The organism is Bradyrhizobium sp. (genome assembly GCF_036009065.1).
Taxonomy (GTDB): domain Bacteria; phylum Pseudomonadota; class Alphaproteobacteria; order Rhizobiales; family Xanthobacteraceae; genus Bradyrhizobium.
In genome coordinates this window covers 1-3,213 of sequence record NZ_DASYMN010000322.1, presented here as the reverse complement: position 1 = coordinate 3,213, position 3,213 = coordinate 1, and the positions used below count along the sequence as shown (strand labels likewise).

Genomic DNA, 3,213 nt, shown 5'->3' with positions numbered 1-3,213 from the left:
GCGCGCGGCATGGGCAAGCCCTGCGTTTCCGGCTGCGGCACCATCCGCGTCGATTACGGCCGCGGCACCATGAGCATCGGCAAGCGCATCTTCAAGACCGGCGATGTCATCACCATCGACGGTTCGCTGGGCCAGGTGCTGGCCGGGCGGATGCCGATGATCGAGCCGGAATTTTCCGGCGAGTTCGGCACGCTGATGAACTGGGCCGATCAGGTCCGCAAGCTCGGCGTGCGCGTCAACGCGGATACGCCGGATGACGCCCGCACCGCCATAAAATTCGGCGGCGAGGGCATCGGGCTTTGCCGCACCGAGCACATGTTCTTCGAGGAAAGGCGCATCCGCACCGTGCGCGAGATGATCCTGGCCGAGGACGAACAGGCGCGCCGCGCCGCGCTGTCAAAGCTGCTGCCGATGCAGCGCGCGGATTTCGTCGAGCTGTTCGAGATCATGAAGGGGCTTCCGGTCACCATCCGGCTGCTCGATCCGCCGCTGCATGAATTCCTCCCCCACACCCAGGCCGAGATCGAGGAAGTCGCGCGGGCGATGAATACCGATCCGCGCCGGCTCGCGGATCGCGCCCGCGACCTTGCCGAATTCAATCCGATGCTCGGTTTCCGCGGCTGCCGGCTCGCGATCGCCTATCCGGAAATCGCCGAGATGCAGTCGCGCGCGATTTTCGAGGCCGCGGTGGAAGCGGGGAAACGCACTGGCAAGGCCGTCGGGCTCGAGGTGATGGTGCCGCTGATCGCAACCAGGATGGAATTCGATCTGGTCAAGGCGCGCATCGACGCCACCGCGCAATCGGTGATGAAGGAGACCGGCGTCAAGCTCAATTATCAGGTCGGCACCATGATCGAATTGCCGCGCGCGTGCCTGATGGCGGGCGATATCGCCGAGACCGCGGAGTTCTTCTCGTTCGGCACCAACGACCTGACCCAGACCACCTACGGCATCAGCCGCGACGACGCCGCCGGATTTCTCGGCACCTACATCGCCAAAGGAATCCTGCCGATCGATCCGTTCATCTCGGTCGACCGCGACGGCGTCGGCGAACTGGTCAGAATCGGGGTCGAGCGCGGCCGCAAGACGAGGGCAGACCTCAAGGTCGGCATCTGCGGCGAACACGGTGGCGACCCGGTCTCGGTGACGTTCTGCCATGAGATCGGCCTGGATTACGTCTCCTGCTCGCCCTACCGCGTGCCGATCGCCCGCCTCGCCGCGGCCCAGGCCGCCCTCGGCAAGACCGCGGCCGGGCAGGCGTAGGCCGTAGGGCATCGTCATGCGCGGGCTTGACCCGCGCATCCATCCCTCTTCTCGAGAATCTTCGAAGAAGATGGATGGCCGGGTCAAGCCCGGCCATGACGAAGGAAAAAATTTCGTCAACGCGATGTTTACCACTTTCATGCGCGCGCGATTTACCAATGCTTTCGATGTGATCGTCGGAAATTGCCGGCGCGCTTGCGTGTGGCGCGCGGGCATCACGGTTAACTCCCTCGCAACCTAAATTGGATACTACCAAAAACGATCGAGTTGCACCGAACGTGCGCGTCGATCGTGTGTGTGTAGTGTTGCGTTGCGTGCGTGAGTTTGTCGATGTCTGTATTGCGTAACCGGCCGAAGGGCGCGCGTTTCGCGTCCTTCGGCCTCGGTCTCTGCGTCTTCGCATTGATCCCGACCGAGCTCGGCTATCAGGATATCGCATCGTTGCTGGCCCGGCAGCCCGGCGTCGCCGAACGCTGGCAGAAGCGGGTGTTCGCCTCCGCCGTCAGTTCCATTCAGGTCGCCACCTTCAGCTTCGGCCGTCCGATCGGAACGTCATCTCGCGATGCAACGTTTCAACTGGCGAGCCTCGACAACCAGGGCATCGACATCACCGGCTCGCTGACGCGCAATCCGATCATGCAGGCGCCGCCGCGCTATCAGGCGTCGGATTTCCCCAGGGTCAACCGCACGCTGAAGGGCGATCGTCTCGCCAATGTCACGCCGGAGATCACCGCGCCGGCGGAAGCTTTGCCTTCGAATGAAGACCCCTCGACCTCCAACGCATCGGTGATGGGCGCAAAGACCGCGGCCGCGATGCCTGCCGCTGCGCCGGCGCCGCTGGATCCCGAACTCGCCGAAGCGCTGAAGGCGCCGCCGCTGCGGCAATATCCGCAATACGATGTCTCGATGTCGCTGGAGGTGCAGCCGTTCACCGATTCGAAAAGCGCGCCGGATGCCGCCATCGTGGCGGTCGAGCCCGCGCCGCCGCGCGATGGTTTCTCGGTCAAGACCGCGAGCCTGTTCTTCGGAAGCTCGTCGCTTGGCGCCTCCATCGACAGCATGGAGCGCTGGCAGCCCGGCGAGGAGCCGTCGATCGTCATGTCGTCAGGCCCCGATCCCGACATGAAGGTGACGGCTTCGTTGCCTGCGACAGTCGATGAGGCGACAAAAGCCGGCGAAAGCATCGCCAGCAAGGGCGAGGTCAACAGCGACAACCAGCGCCTCAAGACGCCGGCCGAGCGCCTCGGCCTGTTCGACGAGAAGGCGCGCGGCCGCCACGAAAAATGTCTGGCCGAGGCGGTCTATTTCGAGGCGCGCGGCGAAGCGGTGCGCGGCCAGATCGCGGTGGCGCAGGTGGTGATGAACCGCGCCTTCTCCGGCTTCTATCCGAACACCGTGTGCGGCGTCGTCTACCAGAACAAGCACCGCCATCTCGCCTGCCAGTTCACCTTCGCCTGCGATAAGGTCGCCGACGTCGTGCGCGAACCCGACATGTGGGACCGCGCCAGGAAGATCGCCAAAGCCATGCTCGACGGCCAGCTCTGGCTGCCGGAAGTCGCCAAGTCGACGCACTACCACGCCTATTGGGTGCATCCGTCCTGGGTGCATGAGATGAAGAAGATGTACAAATTCGGCGTGCACACCTTCTATCGGCCGCGGGCCTGGGGCGACGGCAGCGAGGCGCCGAGCTGGGGCACGAAGGCGCAGACCGCGGAAATTTCCGCAAAGCTGGCCGAGGCCGGCCGCAGTTCCGCGGAGTTGACCACGGCGAGCGTCCGCCGCTAGAATTCGCCAGTTGCCACACATTCAGTCGTCATCCTGAGAGCTTGTGAATCTATTGATTTTTGCGTTTTCCGACATGAGTCAAATCAAAGACTTAGGACCCGCAGAAACGTCGAAATTCGAATAGATTCACAAACTCTGAGGAGCCGCGCGCTTGCGCGGCGTCTC

The 3,213-nt window shown here is 63.8% G+C and carries 3 protein-coding genes; all 3 read left to right on the top strand.

All coding sequences use genetic code 11. The annotated features are described in order from the left end of the window. Positions 1-1,263: putative PEP-binding protein (locus VGP39_RS19850; protein WP_327569798.1), on the top strand; the 1,263-nt coding region annotated here is incomplete at its 5' end. Positions 1,264-1,279: 16 nt separating this feature from the next. After that, a complete protein-coding gene (locus tag VGP39_RS19845; protein WP_327569797.1) occupies positions 1,280-1,504 on the top strand; it encodes a hypothetical protein in 225 nt (74 codons plus the stop codon). Positions 1,505-1,593: 89 nt separating this feature from the next. Then, complete coding sequence (locus VGP39_RS19840) at positions 1,594-3,048, top strand: cell wall hydrolase (RefSeq protein WP_327569796.1); 1,455 nt, start codon at positions 1,594-1,596, stop codon at positions 3,046-3,048. The last annotated feature ends 165 nt before the right edge of the window (positions 3,049-3,213 follow it).